At 65.2% G+C, this 18,618-nt stretch carries 15 protein-coding genes; 4 read left to right on the top strand and 11 right to left on the bottom strand.

All coding sequences use genetic code 11. The annotated features are described in order from the left end of the window. Nucleotides 1–5: 5 nt before the first annotated feature. Genes FJ956_RS22980 through FJ956_RS22945 form a run of 8 tightly spaced genes read right to left on the bottom strand, consistent with a single transcriptional unit; the run spans nt 6 to nt 9,804 of the window. Nucleotides 6–1,547, bottom strand: a complete 1,542-nt coding sequence (locus FJ956_RS22980; protein ID WP_140678246.1) for a trimethylamine methyltransferase family protein — start codon at nt 1,545–1,547, stop codon at nt 6–8. A gap of 20 nt (nt 1,548–1,567) precedes the next feature. Beyond that, nucleotides 1,568–2,536 (bottom strand): D-2-hydroxyacid dehydrogenase, encoded by a 969-nt coding sequence (locus tag FJ956_RS22975; RefSeq protein WP_140678248.1) that lies wholly within the window; start codon nt 2,534–2,536, stop codon nt 1,568–1,570. 7 nt (nt 2,537–2,543) lie between these two features. Further along, nucleotides 2,544–3,452: a dihydrodipicolinate synthase family protein gene (locus FJ956_RS22970; protein WP_140678250.1), complete on the bottom strand. Its 909-nt coding sequence runs from the start codon at nt 3,450–3,452 to the stop codon at nt 2,544–2,546. 2 nt (nt 3,453–3,454) lie between these two features. Next, nucleotides 3,455–4,036 (bottom strand): hypothetical protein, encoded by a 582-nt coding sequence (locus FJ956_RS22965; RefSeq protein ID WP_140678253.1) that lies wholly within the window; start codon nt 4,034–4,036, stop codon nt 3,455–3,457. Further along, on the bottom strand, nt 4,037–6,892 hold the full coding sequence (locus FJ956_RS22960; protein WP_140678255.1) for an FAD-dependent oxidoreductase: 2,856 nt from the start codon (nt 6,890–6,892) through the stop codon (nt 4,037–4,039). It abuts the gene before it with no gap. After that, nucleotides 6,889–7,155 carry a sarcosine oxidase subunit delta gene (locus FJ956_RS22955; RefSeq protein WP_140678259.1) on the bottom strand — a complete coding sequence of 89 codons (267 nt, stop codon included), beginning with the start codon at nt 7,153–7,155 and terminating at the stop codon, nt 6,889–6,891. Before FJ956_RS22955 ends, FJ956_RS22960 begins: the two co-directional genes overlap by 4 nt. Before the next feature lie 2 nt (nt 7,156–7,157). Then, nucleotides 7,158–8,399 (bottom strand): FAD-dependent oxidoreductase, encoded by a 1,242-nt coding sequence (locus FJ956_RS22950; protein WP_140678261.1) that lies wholly within the window; start codon nt 8,397–8,399, stop codon nt 7,158–7,160. A gap of 7 nt (nt 8,400–8,406) precedes the next feature. After that, nucleotides 8,407–9,804 (bottom strand): MmgE/PrpD family protein, encoded by a 1,398-nt coding sequence (locus FJ956_RS22945; protein ID WP_246672083.1) that lies wholly within the window; start codon nt 9,802–9,804, stop codon nt 8,407–8,409. 280 nt (nt 9,805–10,084) lie between these two features. Here FJ956_RS22945 and FJ956_RS22940 point away from each other — a divergent pair, with 280 nt between their 5' ends. From FJ956_RS22940 to FJ956_RS22930, 3 genes are all read left to right on the top strand, one after another. Continuing rightward, nucleotides 10,085–10,972 carry a LysR substrate-binding domain-containing protein gene (locus tag FJ956_RS22940; RefSeq protein ID WP_140678263.1) on the top strand — a complete coding sequence of 296 codons (888 nt, stop codon included), beginning with the start codon at nt 10,085–10,087 and terminating at the stop codon, nt 10,970–10,972. A 287-nt stretch (nt 10,973–11,259) separates the two neighbouring features. Then, nucleotides 11,260–12,915, top strand: a complete 1,656-nt coding sequence (locus tag FJ956_RS22935) for an ABC transporter substrate-binding protein (RefSeq protein WP_140678266.1) — start codon at nt 11,260–11,262, stop codon at nt 12,913–12,915. 147 nt (nt 12,916–13,062) lie between these two features. Beyond that, the gene (locus FJ956_RS22930; RefSeq protein WP_140678268.1) at nt 13,063–15,480 is read left to right on the top strand and encodes an FAD-dependent oxidoreductase; all 2,418 of its coding nucleotides are present in this window, start codon (nt 13,063–13,065) and stop codon (nt 15,478–15,480) included. Nucleotides 15,481–15,530: 50 nt separating this feature from the next. On the opposite strand, the gene FJ956_RS22925 is transcribed toward FJ956_RS22930, so the two are convergent. The 3 genes from FJ956_RS22925 to FJ956_RS22915 form a co-directional block, all read right to left on the bottom strand. Then, complete coding sequence (locus tag FJ956_RS22925; RefSeq protein ID WP_140678270.1) at nt 15,531–16,436, bottom strand: allantoinase PuuE; 906 nt, start codon at nt 16,434–16,436, stop codon at nt 15,531–15,533. Between the two features lie 39 nt (nt 16,437–16,475). Continuing rightward, entirely contained in the window at nt 16,476–17,552 is a 1,077-nt protein-coding gene (locus FJ956_RS22920; RefSeq protein WP_246672084.1) for a histidinol-phosphate transaminase, read from the bottom strand. A gap of 183 nt (nt 17,553–17,735) precedes the next feature. Then, on the bottom strand, nt 17,736–17,921 hold the full coding sequence (locus FJ956_RS22915) for a hypothetical protein (protein ID WP_140678272.1): 186 nt from the start codon (nt 17,919–17,921) through the stop codon (nt 17,736–17,738). A 551-nt stretch (nt 17,922–18,472) separates the two neighbouring features. On the opposite strand from FJ956_RS22915, the gene FJ956_RS22910 reads away from it, so the two are divergent. Continuing rightward, nucleotides 18,473–18,618 (top strand): helix-turn-helix domain-containing protein (locus FJ956_RS22910; RefSeq protein ID WP_140781987.1); only part of this gene is annotated, 146 nt, incomplete at its 3' end.

Raw genomic sequence — 18,618 nt, 5'->3', positions numbered from 1 at the left:
GGCGGCTAGCTTTCCGGATTGGCGGCGATCTCCTCGCGGCGGCGCGCGACATAGGCGTCGAGCTCTTCGCGGATCGCGGGGTCCATCACCGGTTCCTCATAGTCGTGCAGCGCCTGCTGCCAGAGCTCGGTCGCCCTCTCCAAGGCGTCCTTGCCGCCTGCTTCCTGCCACGCGCCATGGTTCTGCCAGTTGGAGAGCATCGGCTGGTAGAAGGCGGTGGTGTAGCGCGACATGGTGTGCTCGGCGCCGAAGAAATGGCCGCCGGCCGGCACCGACTTGATCGCCTCGAAGCCGAGATCGTCTTCCTGGAACGGCAGCGGGCGCAGGAACTCCATCATGTTCTGCAGGATCTCGACGTCGAGCACGAGCTTTTCGTAGGACGCCGTCAGGCCGCCCTCGAGCCAGCCGGCGGCGTGATAGATCAAATTGGCGCCGCCGAGCACCGCGCCCCAGGTCGCCATTTCTGTCTCGTAGGCCGCCTGCAAGTCGACGACGTTGGAGGCGTTCGCGTTGGAGGTGCGGTAGGGCAAATTGTAGCGCCGCGCCAACTGGCCGGCGATGATGTTGGCCTTGGCGTTTTCTGGCGTGCCGAAAGCCGGCGCGCCGGACTTCATGTCGACATTGGAGGTGAAGGCGCCATACATCACCGGCGTGCCGGGATTGACCAGCTGCGTCAGCGCGATGCCGAACAGCGCTTCGGCGTTCTGCTGGCAAAGGGCGGCGGCCAACGTCACCGGCGTCATCGCGCCCATCAGGGTGAACGGCGTGATGGTCACCGGCTGACCGTGCTCGGCCATGGCGATCAAGCCTTCGGCCATCGCATCGTCGAACAGGCGCGGCGAGTTGATCGAGATGATCGTCGTCACGCCCGGCGAGGCGCGCATCTCCTCGACGCTGATGCCGCGGGCGATCGCCATCATGTTGATGCCGTCCATTGCCCTGGCGCGGCCGATCGCGGTGCAGTGGAAGGAGAGGTCGCTGAGCGTCAGATTGGCGTGGTAAGTGTCGAGGTGACGCGCATTGGCCGGCAGCTCCATCGGCGCCACCACCTGGTTGCCGATGATGTGGATGGCGTTGAAGTGGTGCGCCAGCCGGATGAAGTTCTGGTAGTCGGGAAGATTGCCCTGGCGGCGGCCATTGATGCGGTCATGCACGTTGGGCGGTCCGGCGACCAGCCCGAAAACCAGCGAATTGTCGCCGAGATGGACCTGCTTTTCCGGGTTGCGGCTAGTCAGCGTGAAGGAGGAGGGAACGTTGCGCAGCGCCTCGGTCACCAGGCTTTCATCGATCCTGATGGTCTTTTCCTCGCGATCGACGACGGCGCCGGCAGCGGCGAACAGGTCCATCACCTTCTCGCTCATGACGCGGATGCCGAGCTCCGACAGGATGCGCATCGAGGTCTTGTGCAGCTGTTCCATGCGCTCTTCGTCGAGAAGCTGCATGGGCGGGTAGGGGTTTTTCACGCTCTGCCAAGGCAGTTGCGCGATGCCACCACCGCTGCGCCCGAGTTTCGATCGGCGACCGCCGCCACGCCTGTCCTGTGACATAAGCTTGTTCCCTTCCGGCTTCAGTACCCGCGTTCCGGATTGACCACGTTTTCCAGCGGCTGGCCTTTGCGGTAGCGCGCCAGATTGTCGGCGAACATGCGCACCGACTTGATGTCCCAGCCGTCATAGACCGCCGCGCAATGCGGGGTGACGGCGACGTTCTCGTAAGCCCAGAGCGGATGCCCGGCCGGCAGCGGCTCGGTGGCGAAGACATCGAGCGCCGCGCCCTTGATCCGCCCGCTGTCGAGCGCGTTGAGCAGTGCGGCTTCCTCGACGACGCCGCCGCGCGAAATGTCGATCAGCACGGCGGACGGCTTCATGGCGGCAAAGGCGGCCTTGCCAAGCAAGCCGCGCGTTGTGGGCAGCAATGGCACGCAGCAGACGATGAAATCGGCACGGCCAACCAATGCCAGTAATGCGTCGGGACCATGCACCTCGTCGAGCGCCGGCATCGCTTTCGGTCGCGCGCGGATGCCGAGCGTGCGCATGCCCATAGCCTGCGCGCGGCGCGCGACGGCCTCGCCGGTCTTGCCGAGGCCGAGGATGAGGACGGTCTTGCCATCGATCGGCTCGACGCGGCCGCCGCCCCATTGGCGGGCCTGCTGCAGGCGCTCGAAACCGCGCAGGTCGAGCGAGAAGGAGAGCATGGCGCCCAGCGCATACTCGGCCAGCATGCCGGCGGCGACGCCGGCCGAGTTCGTCACCGTCACATGCGCCGGATCCCAGCGCCCGAGATGGTCGGTGCCGGAGCCGCCGATCGACACCCATTTCACCGTCGGGCTCTCGACGAGCGCCTGGCGCGGATAGCGCGGCGTGCCGTCGAAACGGATCGAATAGACCACCTCAGCGCCCGTCTGTTCGATCAGCGCGGGGAGGCCGGCATAGGTGTCGCTGGCATGGACATCGAGGTCCGGATGCGCTTCGGCGAGCAAGGCAAGCGCGCCGGCCGGCTTGTCGGTGTGCAGGATAACGGTTGGGCGCGCCGACATCGCGACCTCAACTGCGGCCGATATGGTCGGCGGCGCTGCCGAGGGCGGCAAGCAGCGCCCGGCCGTTTTCCAGCGTCGCATTCTCATGCGGCGCGCGCAGGTTCAGCCAGCGCCGGTCGCCGGACTTGACCGCAAGCACGGCCTTCATCGCCGGGATCAGCCCGGCATCCTGGATCACCTTCCGGAACGCCTTGATGGCGGCATCCGCCTCGGCGACATCCTCGCCCTTGCGGGTCGCGTCATAGAGGCGGCGGATGGCGGCGGCGTTCAGGTTGACCGTGGCCGAAATGCAGCCGGCCGCGCCGCTGGCGAGGCCCTTGGTGAGCTGTGCCTCGGAGCTCGGAAAGACCGAAATACCGGGCGCGGCGGCAATGACGGCGGCCGTGTTGTTCCAGTCGCCGGCGCTGTCCTTGTAGGCGACGACCGTGTCCGGAAAGGCCTTGCTCAGCCTGGCCGTCAGGGCGGGGCTGACCGGCACGCCGGAGTTCTGCGGGATGTGATAGAGGATCACGCGCATCGAAGGTTTTGCCACCTTCTCGATCAGCTCGCTGTAGTAACGCGCCTGACCGTTGTCGCCGGCGCCGGTGTAGAAGAAGGATGGCAGCACCATGACGGCAGCGCAGCCGAGGCCAACGGCATGGGCCGACAATTCGACCGTTTCCGGCAGCGCGGTGACGCCGGTGCCGGGCATCAGCCGGTCCGGCGCGATGCCGGCCTCGACCAGCCATTCCAGCGCCTGCATGCGCTCGCGCAGGGACACCGACAGCGCTTCGCCCGTCGTGCCGAAGGGAGAGAGGAAATGCGCGCCCTGGCCGAGCACCCATTTGGCGTGGGATATCCAGAGATCGCGCGCGATGCGGCCATCGCCTTCGAACGGCGTCAGGATCGGGGCGATGGTTCCTTGCGGGCGGGTCATGACTATCCTCTATGCTGATCTGCGTGGCCGGCCACCGCCGCGACGGCGCGGGCGAAGTAGGCCGAAGCGGTGATGTCGAAGAGTATGTCGAAACCCGCCGGCGAACGAAACGTCACGGCCTCGATATGGCCGACGCGCGTTTGTGCGATATCGTCAGCACCGAATTTTTGGGGTCTCAGGTCCAGCGCGCAAAGACTGCTCATCGCTTCGGCAAGGCGAGGACCGGAAAGGCGCATCCACGCCCAGCCTTCCTCGCGCCATGAGGAGTAGCCTTTCGGCGCCGCCGCAGCATGCCAGGTGTTTTTGACGTCGGCGAGCTTCTCGCCGGCGTCCTCGGCGAGAAGCAGGATGTCCTCGTTGCCGAGGCGCAGGACCCGCATGCCGCGATGGTCACCGATGCGATTGACGGCCGGGAGCGGAATCCCTTGCGTGGCGAACCAGGCGGCGCTGCCGCCGCCTTTCAGGCCGAAGCGCGGCTTGTCTGTAAGATCGCCCAGCGCGACCGCGCCGGAAATCAGCTTCGTGCCGTCGGCCGCGCCGCCGGGCATGAAGGGGTAGACGCGTGTCGCGGTGCCGGCGGCCATCTAGATCTCCTGCCGCGCGTTGGTCGGGTCGAAGAAGGCATGGGCGACGACCGACGCCTCGACCAGTACACCATTGCGGCACTTAACCGTCACGCGGCTGCCTTCCGCCTGGTCGTCGACATGGACATAGGCGAGCGCGATATGGCGTCCGAGCGACGGCGAGTATCCGACCGATGTGATCTGGCCGACAGGGGCGCCGCCGCGCAGCACCAGGCAGCTTTCGCCGGGGATGTTCCGTGCGCCGGCGGGGAATTGCAGGCCGACCAGCTTGCGGGTCTGCCCGAGCCTTGCGCGCATCTCGATGGACCGCTTGCCGATAAAGAACGGCTTCTTCTTCGAGACCGCCCAGCCGAAGCCCAGCTCGTCGGGCGTGGTGATCGCATCCGTGTCCTGGCCGATCAGGATATGGCCTTTCTCCAGGCGCAACATGCGCGACGCCTCCAGCCCATAGGGACGCAGGCCATGCGGTCGGCCCGCCGCCATCACCGCGTCCCAGAGGCTGGGCGCCAGGCTCGCAGGGCAATGCAATTCATAGCTGAGCTCGCCCGTGAAGCCGATGCGCATGACCCGCACCGGCACCCCGGCGACGGTGCCGTCGCGGCCACTCAGATAGGGGAAAGCGTCGCGGCTGAAGTCGATGTCGCTCTCCAGCGCTTCGAGCACCTGACGCGCCTTGGGTCCGGTGACGTTCAGGCCCGAGAATGCGCCGGTTAAGTTGAGCACGTCGATCTTCAGGCGCCACTCGGCATTCCAGAACAGCATGTCGGCATAGACGCGCGCGACGGCGCCGGTGGTCGCCGTCACATAGAACTGATCCTCGGCCATCCGGTAGGCGACGCCGTCGTCGATCACCGAGCCCATCTCGTTGAGCATCAGGCAGTAGCGGACGCGGCCGACAGGCTGGTTGGCATGCGCCATCGTGTAGAGGCGGTCGAGAAATTCACCGGCGTCCGGCCCGCGGATCTCCAGCTTGCCGAGCGTCGAGACGTCGAGCAGGCCGACGCCTTCGCGCACGGCCAGGATTTCCTCCCGGACAGACTCCTCAACGCTGCTTGCGTCACCATAGTAATAAGGCCGCCACCATGCGCCGACCGGCTTCATCGCGGCGTTCAGCGCAACGTGCCGCGCATGCAGCGCCGTGCGGCGCTCCAGAACCTCGTGGTGGCCGGCGAGCACGCCGAGCGTTTCCGGTCCGACCGGAGGACGCGCCGTGGTGATGCCGATCTCGCCGACCGTGCGGCCGGTTGCCTCGGCGACGATGCGGGCGGTGGCCAGGGCCGAATGACGTCCCTGGCTCGGGCCCATGCCGACGGTGGTGAAGCGCTTGACCAGCTCGATCTCGCGGTAGCCGTCCCTGGTCGCGTTCTGCAGATCCTTGACCTGCAGATCCTCGTCAAAATCGACGAAGTCGCGTCCCTTGGGATCGGCGATGATCGGCTGCATATAGCGCGGCCGAGCGCTCTTCGGCGTGACCGGAGGTTCTGTCGCCACCGCATGGCCGAGCCGCGAAAGCGCGGCTGCAGCCGCGCGTCGGCCGCTGGCGATTGCGTCCTGCAACGCGTCCGTTCCGGCAACGGCGCCGGCGAGTTGGACGGGACCTTCCGGGTGCGTGATCGTCATCATTTGCGTGCCGGCGTCGTAGCCGACCTTGCCGCCGGCCTGGCACGGCAGCTGCCATGCCGGCGCCTGGCCGATCGAAACCGTCAGCAGGTCGCAGGCGATCCAGCTTCCGCCGACACGGACGCGGGCGAGGTGGCGGTTGCCGGCCGTGCCTTCCGCTGCCTCGACGGTTGCGCCTTTCCGGATGGCGACGCCTCTGCCGCGGAGTTCGGCCTCCAGCGGGCCGGCCTCGCCGGCCGGTCTCGGATCGACGAGCTCGACCACCGATATGCCTGCGTCCAGCAGATCGAGCGCCGTCCGGTAGCCGTCTTCATTCGCGGCCAGAACCACGGCGCCCTGACCGGGCCGCACGCCATAGTGCCGGATCAGCCGCTGGGCCGCACCCCCGAGCATGATCCCCGGCAGGTCGTTGTTGCGGAAGACGGCCGGCTGCTCGATGGCGCCAGTCGCCAGGATCACCTCGCGGGCGCGCGTGCGGTGAAGCCGGTCGCCTTCGATCAGCGGCAGCCAGTTGTCTTCGTACCAGCCGTTGCAGACGGTGCCGGTCAACACCTTGAGATTGGGCAGCGCCTCTAGTCGCGACGACGGGCCGGAGAGGGTGGCTGGATCGTAGCGGCCGTAGCTCAACGAGCCGCCGATCTCGGGGTTCTCGTCACACAGCACAACATCGGCTCCGGCCTCCGCAGCGGCAATCGCGGCGCTCAGTCCCGCCGGGCCGGCGCCGACGACGAGCACGTCGCAATGCAGGTGCGTCTTGTCGAAATGCCGATGCGGAGCCTTGGTGTCGACCACGCCCAGGCCTGCCTTGCGGCGGATGATCGGCTCCCAGAATTTCAGCCAGCTGTCGCGGCGCGGACCCATGAAGGCGCGGTAATAGAAGCCGACCGGCAGGAAGCGGCCGAACCTGTCCATGATCGCGTCGCGGTCGCGCTCGAGCGAGCCGTTGACGTTCTGCGCGCTGACCCGCAGCCCTTCGCTGATCGGCGTGCGCTCGGCGGCGGCGTTCGGTTCGGACGGCAGTTGCACCAGCGCGTTGGCGTCGGCCCCGGTCATCGACAGGATGCCGCGCGGGCGATGGTATTTGAACGAGCGCGACAGCACCCATTGACCGGAAGCGGCGAGCGCGCTGGCGATGCTGTCGCCCTCATAACCTTCGAACGGTTTGCCTTCGAAGGTGAAGCGGATGCGGCGACTTCGATCGATCCGGATTCCGAAAGGGGCGGGCAGCCGGTTCATGCGCGGTCCCGTTGCTCGGAAGCGTCGAAGGTGCGGATGATCTCGTTGCTGACGAGATCGCGCTCGGCCAGGAAGAAATAGTTGCTCGGCACGTGCCGCCACCACTCGACCACGATGCCTTTGCGGTTTTCGGCGCGGAACAGGTGCCGCGACCACTCCCTGTCTGCGGTCTCGTTCGGGTCGGGCCTCGCGCGCACCGGTCCGAAGGACTGGAACTCGTCGATGTTGCGCGGGCCATTCATCGGGCAGGTGAGCAGTTTCATCGTCAGTGGCTCGCTGCGGTCGCGCCCATTTCATTGAGCAGCCTGAAGGTTTCGAACCGCTCCAATGCAAATGGTTTCAGGATGTCGGGCACACGGCCGTCGGCGATGGTCTGCGCCATGCGCTTTCCAGCAACCGGCGTCGCCTTGAACCCCCATGTGCCCCAGCCGCAGTCGAGCCACAGGTTGGCGAGCGGACTCGCGCCCATGATCGGGCTGTAGTCCGGCGTCATGTCGGTGATGCCGGCCCATTGCCTCAGCAGCCGCACGCCCTGCAGAAAGGGGAAGAGGTGGAGGGCGCCTTCAGCGAGGTGCTCCTTCATGTCGAGTGTCGAGCGCGTCGAGTAGAGCTGGTAGGGATCGGATCCGCCGCCGATGACGACCTCGCCGCGCGAGGACTGCACGAGGTAGGTGTGCAGCGACACCGACGAGACCAGCGTGTTGAGCCAGGGTTTCAGGGGCTGGGTCACCATCGCCTGCAGCGGGTAGCAGCGGATCGGAAGCTCGACGCCGGCCATCAGCGCCACGTCGTAGTTCATGCCGCCGGTGGCGATCAGCACCTGGCCGCAGGTGACGCGGCCCCTGTTCGTCCTGACGGCCTGGACCCGCTCGCCGACGACCTCGAAGCCCTGCACCTCGGTGCGTTGATGGATCTCGACGCCGCGCCGCGACGCCTGGGCGGCGTAGCCCCAGGCAACGGCATCGTGGCGCGCCGTTCCGCCGTCGGCATGCCAGAGCCCGCCGAGGATTTCGAGCGGGCCACCATAATCCATGTTCAGCAACGGACAGAGTTCCTCGACGCCCTTCTGGTCGACGACTTCGGTGCGCGTTCCCATATGCTTGCCCATTTCGGCGCGCATGTGGAAACTGCGTATCGTAGCCTCGCTATGCGCCAGCGTGAGCTGGCCGCGCTGCGAGAACATGACGTTGAAGTCGAGCTCCTGCGACAGGCGCTCGAACAGCTCGACGCCCTCCTTGTAGAAGGCGATGCCTTCCGGCGTGATGTAGTTGGAGCGGATGGTGGTGGTGTTGCGCGCCGTGTTGCCGCCGGCGAGGTAACCTTTCTCCAGCACCGCCACGCTCTTTATGCCGTGATATTTGGCAAGATGATGCGCGCAGGACAGTCCATGCCCGCCGCCGCCGATGATGACGACGTCGTAGGCCGGCTTCAGCTCGGGCGTGGCGGGGATGTCGCCGCTGACCGGATAGTCCCTGCTGAGACCGTATTTCAGAAGCCTGAGGGGCATAGCGCGCTCAGCTCAAAGTCTTGGGAGGATCGTAGAGCAGCGCCGAGAGATCGGAGAAGCGGCTGTCGCGGTCGTCGAGCGAGAGCACCGCGTCGCGGATCGCCGCGGCGCGGCCGGTTCCGAGCACGGGTGCGGCGAACTCCATGTATTTCGCCTCGACGTCCCGCCTCGACATCGGCGCTTCGGGGCCGCCGCGCGCATGCACGTCGCCCGACGCCAGCACGCGTCCGTCCGTGGTCGAGATGACGACGTCGGCCCAGCGGCCGGCCGGGAAGCGGGCGCTGTGGCGCTCGGATTCGGTCACCGCGATGCGGGTGAGCATGTCGGCGACCGCGGCGGCGGCGAGCCCGGCGCCGGAAATATGCTCGAGCCCGATACGCCGATGGATGATGAAGGTCGCGACGGCAAAGCGCAGGCTGTATTGCGCCTTCGATGTCGTGTCCGGCATGCCGTCGAACAGCGTGGCGGCATAGTGAAAACTGTTGACCTGGACATGGGCGATGTCGGAAGGGGCGAGATTGTGCGCCAGGCAAAGTCCGCGCACCGCGTCGATCGCCGCATGCGCCCAGCGGCAGATCGGGTAGGGTTTTACATATTGGTGCAGCGCCTGCCAGAAGACGCCGAGATCCTGCCAGTGCGTCGCGACGTCAGGCGCCTCCACCGTGATCGCCGGCGCGCCGGTGAAGCCGCGCTCGGCAAGCACCGCCGCCGAAAGGCCGATGAGGGCGCCGGGACCGGAGCCGTCATGCAGCATCGTCGGCGTGGCGATCTCGCGCATCATCTGGCTGCGCGGGCCGTGATACTCGGCAATGCCGAGCGCTTCGCGCAATTGCGTTTCGTCGAGCCGCCGCAGGCGTGCCGCGACGGCGGCCACGCCCAAGGCATTCCACGCGCCCGAGGTATGGTAATCGCTCACCGTCGCATGCAAGGCGATGCCGGCCCGGCCGGCGACTTCGTAGCCGATCACCAGGGACGCCAGCGCCTCCGGTCCGGTAAGGTCGGGCCTCGCCTCCGCGAGCGCGGCAAGCGCCGGCACGACCGCGACGCCGATATGGCCCTTGGTCGGGCTGTAGCCGTCGTGGCCGTCGAGATTGTCGGTCTGCGTGGCGACGGCGTAGGCAGCGCCCGCAATGCTGGCGCGGCGTCCGTCGAACAGCATGCGGGCCGAATATTGTGGATCGCTTGAACCATAGAGCAGCACGGCGGCGTCGCGGGCGATGCGGCCCGCGTCCATCGGCCCGGCCGCGATGGCGATGCCGAGCGTGTCGAGCAGCAGGTAACGCGCCTGTTCCAGCACCGGCTGGGGGAAGACGGAAGCGGGGCGTCGCAGCACGAAATCAGCGAGGCGCGTGAACGTATCGGAACTGACGACAGGCCCCTCACGCCGGTATGACGGCACAGCCACGCGCTAATCTCCCCTGTCTCTCCACAACATCATTAAATTGGGTTCATCGCGCAAGCACGCGATTAGTTTGGCGGCTTTGACCAAAAATATTGATGCCATGTCGCTTGTCTGCGATTGAATGGCCGGTTGCCCATGCGATAGCTATAGCGGTTCGCTGTTTCACGGAAACGGCGAACGGCTCTAGTGCTTTGTTTTGACGCAATTCCGGACGGAAGGTTACGGCGAAAACGCCGAGCCCAAACCGCTTACACTTTCCTGGAATTGGTTTTAGGAGACCGGGATGAAGCCGCCGCCCCCTTTGAACTATATCCGCTCGTTCGAGAGCTCGGCCCGCCATTTGAGCTTCACCACGGCGGCCAAGGAACTGGGCTACACGCAAGCGGCGGTCAGCACGCATGTGCGTGCCCTCGAACATTATATCGGCCGGCAGCTGTTCATCCGCTATCCGCGCAGCCTGAAGCTGACCGAGATGGGGGAGGCGTTCCTGCCGACCTTGCGCCAGGCGCTCGACCAGATCGACCAGGCGACCGAGGCGATCGTCGCGTCCTCGCGCAACCGCACGGTGGTCGTTTCCTGCCCGATGAGCCTTGCCGAGAACTGGCTGGCCGGCTGCATGGCCGCCTTCCGCAAGAAGCACCCCGAGATCGAGATCGTGCTGCACGGCACGATCTGGGAAGACTTGAGCGAGCAGATCGCCGACATCACCATCTCAACGCGGCGCTTCGACGACAGGCCGCCTTCGGCGATCCCGCTCTGGAACGACGAACTGGTCCTGCTCTGCGCTCCCGCCGTGCTCGAGGGCGAGCATGCGCTGAAGACGCCACAGGATATGCTCAAGGTGGACTGGATCTTCGTGCATGGCCGCCAGGAATATTGGCAGGTGGTGACCGATGCGCTCGGCGTCGACCTGGAGGACCACGACAAGGGCCTGTCGACCAATGCTTCCAACATCGCGCTCGAGCTTGCCGCCATGGGGGCCGGCCTCGTCGCCACGCAGCGCTCGCTGGCTCATGCCTATATGCGCCGAGGGCTGCTCGTCGAGCCGTTTCCGGTCCGGCCGCCAAGCCCCTGGAATTACTATCTGACCGAGAGCCAGCTTTCGAAGGGAAACATCGCCCGCACGGTCAAGGAATGGATCCTGTCCAGAGCCAAGGAAGACGCTGCCTAAAGCGCGTCGCGCTGAAGCGGATTCAGGCGACGCGCTTTAAGCCTTTGTTTTCATGCATGTCGTTATCGCAAAACCGCTGCACACTTTTGCGCGACATGCATTAGACGCGGCAGCGCTATCGCATTCAAAAATTTGACGGGCCAATGACATTGTTTTTTTAGGCCTTTAAGGCCGGCTTTCTGCGGTTTGTGAAAGGCCGAGCCCTTCCGGGATTTTTGCATCGCCCCTAACATGCGCAACCGCAAGGGGAATGTAACGGGCGGAAAGCCCTGAACCGGAGAACAACGATGACAATGTTCAAGAGCAACGGTGACCGCGTCCCGACGGTCATCGAAAGCTACGCAGCCGAAGTCAAAAGCGGCCGGATGGACCGCCGCGAATTCCTGGCCATGGCAAGCGTGATGGGCGCTTCCACGGCGCTCGCCTATTCGATGGCCGGGATCGAGCCGGCCAAGGCCGTTACGATCGTGCCCGGCAAGAAGGGCGGCATCCTGAAGATGCAGATGATCATCAAGGATATGAAGGATCCGCGCGCCTGGGACTGGTCGGAAATCGCCAACGTCATGCGCCAGTGCAACGACTACATGATCCGCTACACCACCGACTTCACCTTCGAGGGTCATCTGGTCGAAAGCTGGGAGGTGAGCGACGACGCCACCGAATACACGCTGCATCTGCGCAAGGGCGTGAAATGGTCGAACGGTGACGACTTCAACGCTGACGACATCGTCTACAACATCGCACGCTGGTGCGATAAGGCAGCCGAGGGCAATTCGATGGCCGGGCGCATGAGCTCGCTGATCGATGCCGCCACCAAGAAGGCGGCCACCGGCGCCATCACCAAGGTCGACGACCATACGGTGAAGCTGAAATGCAATCAGTCCGACGTCACCATCATTCCGGGCTTTTCCGACTATCCGGCGGTCATCGTCCATCGCGACTTCGACAAGAACGGAGCCGACATGCTGAAGACGCCCGGCACCGGCCCTTATGAGCTGATCTCCTACAAGGTCGGCGAGTCCGCCTCGGTGCGGCGGCGCAAGGACTTCACCTGGTTCGGCGGCGAGCCCTATCTCGACGGCGTCGACTGGACCGACTACGGGTCGGACGCATCCAACCCGGCGATCGCCAGTGCCTTCGAGGCCGGCGAGATCGACTGCAATTACCAGACGGTCGGCGGCACGGTGGATCTCTACGACAGCATGGGCCTGGTAAAGGAACCGGTCGTCACCGCCGGCACCATCGTGCTGCGCACCAACGTGACCAACAAGCCTTACGACGACAAAAGGGTGCGCAACGCCATCCAGCTCGCCGTCGACAACGAGACGGTGCTCAAGCTCGGCTATAGCGGCCTGGGCCAGGTCGCTGAAAACCACCATGTCTGCCCGATCCATCCGGAATATTACGAGCTGCCGAAAGTCCCGCGCGACCTCGCCAAGGCAAAGGCGCTGATGGCCGAGGCCGGCCAGACGGACCACGAGTTCGAGCTCATCTCCTACGACGCCGACTATGTGAAGGATCCGGCCGACGTCGTCGCCGCGCAGATGCGCGATGCCGGGTTCAAGGTCAAGCGCACCATCATTCCGGGCTCCTCGTTCTGGAACGACTGGACGAAATATCCGTGGTCGACCACCGACTGGGGCATGCGGCCGCTCGGCGTCCAGGTGCTGGCGATCGCCTATCGCAGCGGCGAGGCGTGGAACGAGTCCGGCTACGCCAATCCGGACTTCGACAAGAAGCTCAACGCGGCGATGGCCATCGCCGACCCGGAGAAGCGCAAGGAGCTGATGAAGGACGTCGAGTTCACCCTGCAGGACTCGGGCATCCTCGTCCAGGCGTTCTGGCGCTCGCTCTACCGTCACCACGCCGCCTATGTGAAGAACCTTGGCATGCATCAGACGTTCGAACTGCAGCTGGACAAGGTCTGGCTGGACAAGGCCTGAAGCGGTCAATCGCAGCAAGTATCTCAGGGGCGCGTGTTGCGCCCCTGAATTCGCCGGCGACTGTGATTGCCCAGTCGGCTAAACCAACTCGCAGGGCGTTTCGAAGAACGCGAGACAAGTCGCCGAACAAAGGGAAGAAACCTCGATATGCGTACTCATGCACAAGCCGTTGTCATTGGCGGCGGTCTGATCGGCTGCTCGATCCTCTATCACCTCGCCAAGTTCGGCTGGACGGATGTCGTCCTCCTGGAGCGCAGCGAGCTGACCTCCGGTTCGACCTGGCACGCGGCCGCCAACATCCACGGCCTGCATGATTCAACCAATATCAGCCGCCTGCAGCATTACACGATGGCGCTCTACAAGGAGCTGGAGACCGAGACCGGCCAGGGCTGCGGCATCTTCCAGCCGGGCTCGCTCTACCTCGCCCAAACGGAGGCGCGCGAGCATCAGCTGAGGCTGCAGGAAGCCAAGGCGCGGCGCTACAAGATGAATTTCTACGAAGTCGGCCGCGACGAAGCCGAGCGGCTGCATCCGCTGGTCGATTTCGACGGCATTCGCTGCATCATGTATGAGCCGGAGGGCGGCAATGTGGACCCGTCGGGGGTGACGGCGGCCTATGCCGCGGGGGCCCGCCAGCGCGGCGCCGAGATCCATCGCTTCACGCCGGTCACGGCGACCGAGGCGCAAGCCGACGGCAGCTGGATCGTGCGCACGCCGAAGGGCGACATCCGCACGCAATGGGTGGTCAACGCCGCCGGCCTGTGGGGCAGGGAGGTCGCCGCCATGGCGGGGCTGCAATTGCCGCTGATCCCGACCGAGCACCAGTATTTCGTCACCGAGACCATTCCCGAGATCGCCTCGATGGGCCGGCGCCTGCCTTCGGTCGCCGATCGCGACGGCGAATATTACCTCCGCCAGGAGGGCCTGGGACTGCTCATCGGCGCCTACGAGCGCAACATGAAATTCTGGGCCGAGGACGGCACGCCGATGGATTTCGGCCACGAGCTGTTCCCTGACGATCTCGACCGCATCGAGGAGAACATGATGCGCGCCGTTCAGCGCGTCCCGGCTGCCGCTACCGCCGGCGTCAAGAAGGTGATCAACGGCCCGATGATCTGGTCTCCCGACAGCGCGGTGCTGTTCGGGCCGGTGCCGGAGCTCAGCAACTATTTCTGCTGCAACGGCATCATCCCGGGCTTCTCGCAGTCGGGCGGCATGGGCAAGCTCGCGGCCGAATGGATGATCGAGGGCGAGCCGACGCTCGACATGTTCGGCTGGGACATGGCGCGCTTCGGCCATTGGGCCGGCAAGGCCTTCACCAAGGCCCGCGTGCAGGACCAGTACAGCCATCGTTTCAAGATCCATTTCCCGAACGAGGAGCGTGCCGCCGGCCGTCCGGTGCGGACCCGTCCGGTCTACGAGATGCAGCAGCAAATGGGCGCCGTGTTCGGCCTCAATTTCGGCTGGGAACATCCGCTGTGGTTCGCCGCGGAAGGCGAGCCGCGCGAGGAGACGATCGGCTTCACGCGCCAGAACTGGTGGGCGCCGGTCGGCCGCGAAGCCCGCATGCTGCGCGAGCATGCCGGCATCATCGACATCTCCAATTTCGCCAAATACGAGGTGAAGGGGCCGGACGCGGAAGCCTGGCTGAATATGGTCTTCGCCAACCGCATGCCGACCAAGGTCGGCAACTCTTGTCTCACGCCGCTGATCGGCAAGCGCGGCGGCATCGCCGGCGATTTCACCGTGACGAGGCTCGCGGAAGACGAGCTCATGGTGATCGGCTCGGGCATGGCCGAGCGTTTTCATCAGCGCTTCTTCAAATCCGTGCCGCTGCCGGCGGGCACGACCTTCCGCTCGCGCACCGAGGATCTCGGCGGCTTCAACGTCGCCGGGCCGAAATCGCGCGAATTGCTGCAGCGGCTGACCAATGACGACCTGTCGAACGAGGCCTTCCCGTTCATGCGCTCGCGCCAAATTACGGTCGCCGGCGTCGATGTCGTGGCGCTCAGGGTCTCCTTCACCGGCGATCTTGGCTGGGAGCTGCATTGCCAGGCAGCCGACCAGGTCGAACTCTATGGCGCGCTGCTCAAGGCAGGCGCGGAAGTCGGCGCCGGGCCGGTCGGCTCGCGGGCGCTGATGTCGCTGCGCGTCGAGAAGGGCTACGGCAGCTGGAGCCGGGAATATTCGCCGGAATACTGGCCGCAGGAGGTCAAGCTCGACAGGTTGATCAAGACGGACAAGGAATTCCTCAACCGCGAAGCCTATCTCGCCGTCGCCGACAAGCCGGCGCGGGACGAACTGATCATGCTTTCCGTCTCGGCCAAGGACGCCGACGCCACCGGCGGCGAGCCGATCTTCCTGCCGGACGGCACGCCGATCGGCCAGGTGTCGTCCGGCGCCTATGGCTATTTCGTCGATCAGTCGCTGGCGATGGGCTACGTCAAGGCCGGAACCGCCAAGGCCGGCGACAAGGTGACTGTCGCCATCCTCGGGCAGCCGCATGACGCGGTGCTGCTCGCGCATCCGCCCTTCGACCCCGAAGGCAAGCGGCTGCGCTCGTAGTGGCCGCAATTGCGTGAGAATTGGTCGGCTGCGACCGTGCCGCCGACGGCTCAGCCGCCGAACCGGTCCAGCCAATGGCGGGCGAGGTCGGAGCGGCGGCAAACCCAGACGTCCGGATTGGACGTGACCTTGTCGAGGAAGCGCTCCAGCCCGATCATGCGACCCGGCCGCGCCGCCAGCCGGCAATGCAGCGACACCGTCATCATGCGCGGGGTCTTCTGGCCTTCCTTCAAGAGCCAGTCGACGCCGTCGCTGACATATTCGAAGAACTGGCTGCCCGTCTCGAGGCCTGAACCGCGCGAAAAACGGCTGTCGTTGTTGTCGAAACTGTGCGGCACGACAAGGTGCCGCCTGGCGCCGACATCGACGAAATAGGGAAGGTCGTCATTGTAGTCGTCGCAGTCGAACAGGAAGCCGCCATGTTCGACCACCAGCCGCCTCGTGTTGAGGCTTGGCCGGCCGGTGTACCAGCCCTGCGGATCGATGCCGGTGACCTTGCGGACCGCATCCACCGTCATGGCGATATGCTGGCGCTCTTCCTCTTCGCGGAGCGGCGCGTAGTCGATCCAGCGCCAGCCATGGCAGACAATGTCGCTGCCAAGTGCCGCGATCACCTTGCCCGCCGCCGGGTTGAGCTCCAGCGCGCGCCCGACGACGTAGAAGGTCGGGATCACGCCCTTGTCCTGGAACAGCGAGATCAGCCGCCAGACGCCGACGCGCGAACCGTATTCGTAAAGCGATTCCATGTTGCGGTTGCGCAGGCCGGGTGCGGCGGGCGCCACGGCAAGGTCGGACAGGATCGCTTCGGAAACGCCGTCGCCTTCGCCGATCGAGTATTCCGCGCCTTCCTCGTAGTTGACGACGATGTTGAGCGCCAGTTTCGCGCCGCCGGGCCACTCAGCCCGCGGAGGCTGCTCGCCATAGCCGATGAAATCGCGGGCGGGCAGATACGGCATATGTGACGTCACTTCTTGAAAATCCCCTCGGATGGAGCCCTACCAGCATTGCCGGCCGCGCATGGCGGTCAGGGCGCGCAGCGTGCGGTCCATGACGTCCTGCGGCCCGGCCGTTATCCTCAGGCAGTCGGTGAGGCCGTAACCGGAGAGGCTGCGCGCGACGATATCGGCGCCGCGCAAAGCGTTGTCGGCGGTAGTGGCTGCCGCCGCGTCGGCAAAGCGGACCAGGACGAAATTCGTCCGGCTTTCGGGGACCTCGTATCCGGCGGCCCGCAAGCCCTGCGCAAAACGGTCGCGGATGTCGGCGGTGCGCGCCACGATGGCGCGCGTATAGGCCTGGTCCTCGACGGCCGCGACGGCCATGGCAAGGCTCACCGTCGAGACCTGGTTCGAGTTCTGCATCTTGCGCACTTCGGCGGCGATCTGCGGCGCGAACAACCCCCAGCCGATGCGCGCGCCGGCCAGCCCGTAGGCCTTGGACAGACTTCGCAGCACGATGGTGTCGCCGCGCCCGGCCAACGCGAACACGGCCCGCGAATCCTGGTCGTCGAATTCGCCATAGGCCTGGTCGATCACCAGGAGAACGTCGCCGGGAAGTGCCGCGCGCAGGCGCAGCAGCTCGGCGTTCTTGATTCGCGTGCCGGTCGGATTGCCCGGATTGCAGACGAACACGATGCGCGTCGCGGGCGTCACCGCCGCCAGGATGGCGTCGATCGAGACTTCAAAGCCGCGCTCCGGCGCCTTGACATAGGCTGCCCCGACGCGCGCGGCGGCCGAGGCGGCGAAATTATAGGCAAAGTCCGTGCCCAGCACTTGCGTGCCCTGACCGGCGAAGGCCGCGATGGTGCAGGCGATCAGCTCCATCGAGCCGGCGCCGCACAGGATAAGATCGCGCTCGACCCCATAGGCCCTGGCGATCGCGTCGCGCAGCAAGGTCCAGTCCGGGTCGGGATAAAGGTGGCTGCGCGCCACGGCGTCCCGGCCGGCCTCGATCGCCTTGGGGCTGGGCGGGAAGGCGCTCTCGTTCTGGGCCAGTGTCGGCCGATCAAAGCCGCCGAAATTCGCCAGCGCGAAAGCGGACATGGCCTCGATATGGGCGGTGGCTTTCAGGGGCACGGCAGGTCCGGCTATCGGCTTGTGGGCAAGGTGTTGCGCAGCGAGGCTAAGGCAGGGCGGCCAACCCGCAAAGCAAAATTCGGCGGTGCAATGGCTATGAGAATTTGGCCCATGTGGGGTGGGTGGGGATAGTTCCGCAGCAACTCCTTGCGCCGCGGTCTCTCCACACTCCAAAGCCGTGGCTCAATGCTTCAGCATATTACGGTTGAAGGTGATTACCGGTGGCTTCCACCCGCCACTACCCGGCATGTCCAAGGATGCCTCATGGAAACTCCGTTCGATTCCGGCGGTATAGGTGCCGTCGTTCTCGAAGCGGTCCCAGAGAATGAAGCCAATGATGAGCGCGATGACGAACAAGGGCCAACGCATCGGACAGTCCCTCAAATGCCCGATCGATATTATCTGCCTGCGCATCGAGAAATACAAGCTGTTGCTAATATATATCGACTTGGCCTGACAACCGCCTACGACGACAGGGAACTACGGTGGCAGTGCGCAAATTTGCTATAACGGCTTTTGGCAAAGCCCGTCGCTCCTGGATTGAGCGCATGGCTGGCCTCGCCATGGTGATCGTTCCCAGCGTGCCTTATCATGTGGCGCAATGAGGTTAGGAGCGGGCACAATTGTTCTTCTCGCCTGACAACTATGCGCTGTACAGAAGGAAAAAGTGCACTGTCACCGTAACAGAGCGAAGCGCGTCCTATGCTGGTCCTCGCCGGGGGTTTTCCCGAGTAGATCGGTGCCTAGCCATGTCGGGCGTGCGCACAGGCCGTAGGTCAGCCGATTTTCGGCCGTCCTGAAAACTCTGAAGACCTTGAGTGCCCTTCCCGAGAGATGGGTGACAGTTCATTCCGGATAGATGGGTTACACTTTTGGCCCTTTGCAAGGAGAGCAAGGTGCCTTGGAAGGAGTGTAACGTCATGGATGAACGGCTGAAGTTCATCGCCCGGCTGCTGGACGGCGAGAAGATGGCGGTGCTGTGCCGGGACTTCGATATCTCGCGCAAGACCGGCTACAAGATCCTCGCGCGCTACAACGACATGGGACTGGAAGGGCTGACGGACAG

This window comes from Mesorhizobium sp. B2-4-3, assembly GCF_006442815.1.
Taxonomy (GTDB): domain Bacteria; phylum Pseudomonadota; class Alphaproteobacteria; order Rhizobiales; family Rhizobiaceae; genus Mesorhizobium.
This window is presented reverse-complemented; position numbering and strand designations above follow the sequence as displayed.